This is a genomic window from Streptomyces odonnellii, assembly GCF_000981895.1.
Lineage (GTDB): Bacteria > Actinomycetota > Actinomycetes > Streptomycetales > Streptomycetaceae > Streptomyces > Streptomyces odonnellii.
The window spans coordinates 1-2,390 of sequence record NZ_LATD01000313.1 but is presented as its reverse complement, the minus strand read 5'-3'; the positions used below and the strand labels follow the sequence as shown (position 1 = coordinate 2,390).

The 2,390-nt window shown below is 70.5% G+C and carries 2 protein-coding genes and 1 pseudogene; 2 read left to right on the top strand and 1 reads right to left on the bottom strand.

Going from position 1 to position 2,390, the window contains the following annotated elements; translation table 11 throughout:
• Positions 1-130: 130 nt before the first annotated feature.
• Together WH07_RS26950 and WH07_RS26945 are read left to right on the top strand one after the other, a co-directional pair.
• Positions 131-1,390, top strand: coding sequence for an MFS transporter (locus tag WH07_RS26950; RefSeq protein WP_046505318.1), 1,260 nt, complete (start codon positions 131-133; stop codon positions 1,388-1,390).
• A 44-nt stretch (positions 1,391-1,434) separates the two neighbouring features.
• Positions 1,435-1,758 (top strand): annotated as a pseudogene (locus WH07_RS26945) (VOC family protein); the annotation flags it as partial.
• A 307-nt stretch (positions 1,759-2,065) separates the two neighbouring features.
• On the opposite strand, the gene WH07_RS26940 reads toward WH07_RS26945, so the two are convergent.
• Positions 2,066-2,371: a hypothetical protein gene (locus WH07_RS26940; protein WP_046505312.1), complete on the bottom strand. Its 306-nt coding sequence runs from the start codon at positions 2,369-2,371 to the stop codon at positions 2,066-2,068.
• Positions 2,372-2,390 lie beyond the last annotated feature (19 nt).

Below are 2,390 nucleotides of genomic sequence, written 5' to 3'. Positions count from 1 at the left end.
AGCCTCGGTGTCGTGGGCTCGGAGATGTGTATAGGCTTCGGGGCTGGGTGCGGGGGCGGGGACGGAGGCGGCATGGGGCGAATGTAACGCATCTGGTCAAGGTTTGAGTTACATGCGTAACGTGCTGAGCATGCGAGAGCGTTACGTACTCCGGTCGTACGTCATAGGAGCCGCGGCGGCCCGTACAGGTGACGAGATGTCGGGCCCGGCACTGCTGCTGGCGGGGCTCGCGATCACCGGATCGGCTTCCACGGCGACCTTGCTGCTCGCCGGTGTCACGGTCTCGGCGGCGGTCGGCGGCCCGGTCTTCGGCGTACTGCTCGACAGATCGCCCCGTCCCGGCCGGCTGCTGGCCGTGGCGCTGGGGGCGTACGCGTCGGCCCTCGTCCTGATTCTGCTGAGCATCGGGCGCGTACCGGTGGTGGCCACGCTCCTGATCGCGGTGTGCGCGGGTCTGCTGGGCCCTGCCCTGTCGGGTGGCTGGACCGGCCAACTCCCGCACACCGTAGGGGAGAAAGACCTCTCCCGCGCCACCTCCCTCGACGCGATGACCTTCAACGCGGCCGGTCTGACGGGCCCAGCGGCTGCGGGCGCGGTCGCGGGTACGGCGGGGGCGCCGGCGAGCGTGATCGTGTCCGCGACGCTGATCGGGGTGGCGGTGCCGACGGCGTGGAGGCTGCCCGTACCGTCGCCCGCGCCCGTACCCAAGCCCGTACTGCCGCCCGAGTCCGCTCCCTCGCCCGCGCTTCCGCTTCGGCGCCCGCTCGCGCTCCGGCCCCCCGCCCGTACACCTCTCACCGCCGACATCCGGGCCGGATTCCGGGCCATCGTCCGTACCCCGCCGCTCGCACGGGCCACCGCCGTGTCCGTCATCTCCTGTGTGGGGCAAGGCATGTTCGTCGCGTGCAGTCCATTGCTCGGGGAGCGGGTGTTCGGGGCGGCCGGGCACGGGGTCCTGCTGCTCTCCGGTGTCGCCGCCTCCGCGCTGCTGGCCAATGCGCTGCTCGCCCGGTGTCCTCGGCTGATGCGGAGGCCCGACACCGTTCTCCGGTGCGCCACGCTCGTACTGGCGGTTGCCCTTCTCCTCGCCGCGGCCGGCCGGCCGGTTCCGCTGATCGTCGCCGCGGTGATCGCCGGACTGGGCGAAGGGCCGCAGCTCGCGGCGCTGTTCGCGGTACGGCACCGGGAGGCGCCCGAGCGTCTGCGTGCCCAGATCTTCACCACCGGCGCCAGCCTCAAGATCACCGCCTTCGCCCTGGGGGCCACCCTCACCGCCCCCCTCGCGGCCCGCTCCCTCCCCGCCGCACTCCTCACCGCGGCCGCCATTCAGGCTTTCGCCGCACTGAGTTACGGGTCTCCCATCCGACGGAAATCGCCTGGACAGCGCTGAAATCGCCTGGACAGCGCCGGGAGTGACAAATCAGAGTGGCGCGCATGACTTCGCTCGTACGACACATCACATTCGACTGCGCCGACGCGTACGCGCTCGCCGGATTCTGGGCCCAGGTGCTCGGGGGCTCCCTGGCCGAGGACGATCACCCCGGGGATCCGGAGGCGCTGGTCACGGCGGACGGGGTGGCGCTGCTGTTCATCACGGTGCCCGAGGCCAAGTCCGCCAAGAACCGGGTGCACTTGGACCTCCAGCCCCAGGACCGTACCCGCGACGAGGAGGTCGACCGCTTGCTCGCCCTCGGTGCCACCCTGCTCGCCGACCACCGCCGCCCGGACGGCACGGGCTGGGCCACGCTCGGGGACCCCAACACTCTTGAGCATACGCGCACGTCAGCGCCAACGACAGAGCCCCGCCCGGCACTTGGCCGAACGGGGCGTTTTGCTATCTGTGCGTGCGTCTACGGGTTGCGGAACACGTCCTCGGGTGTCGGCCCTGCGCCGAACGCTACGGCGTGACTTGGGCAGGCGTAGAGGGTCACTCCGGGGCCGCTCGCGCGCTCGACGTACCGAACCTGAACGGCTGCATACGTCCACTGCTGGCAACGGCAGCACCGCGCGCCGGACGTGATGGGGCTGGACGCTGCGGTAAGCGCGGCTATCTGTTTGTCGCGTGTCATGCCGCCACCCGCTCACGCTTTACCAGGCTGCCGAGCGGCATCGTCGGATAGTCGTAATCCACACCGAGCGCGGCAAACTCGGCAGCGTAGACCCGTTCACGCTGTAGCTCGGGCAGCTCTCGCGTGTGCTCGTCCCTGAAGATGGCTCGCACTTCCCGCGATGACGGGGCGGTCCACGGACGGGTCCAGGGCGATGCGGGCACGGGCTCGGGGGTGGGCGGGGCGGTCTTGCTGTGGTGTCCCCGAGCTGGCAGCACCAGACGGAGCACCCACACCAGGGCTTGGACGATAGAGTCGCGCATGTCGTTTCAGCTCCCATTA

Bases quoted from the DNA above. Each gene is read 5' to 3' on its own strand.
- WH07_RS26950 (WP_046505318.1), top strand. From the start codon at position 131: ATGCGAGAGCGTTACGTACTCCGGTCGTACGTCATAGGAGCCGCGGCG.
- WH07_RS26940 (WP_046505312.1), bottom strand. From the start codon at position 2,371: ATGCGCGACTCTATCGTCCAAGCCCTGGTGTGGGTGCTCCGTCTGGTG.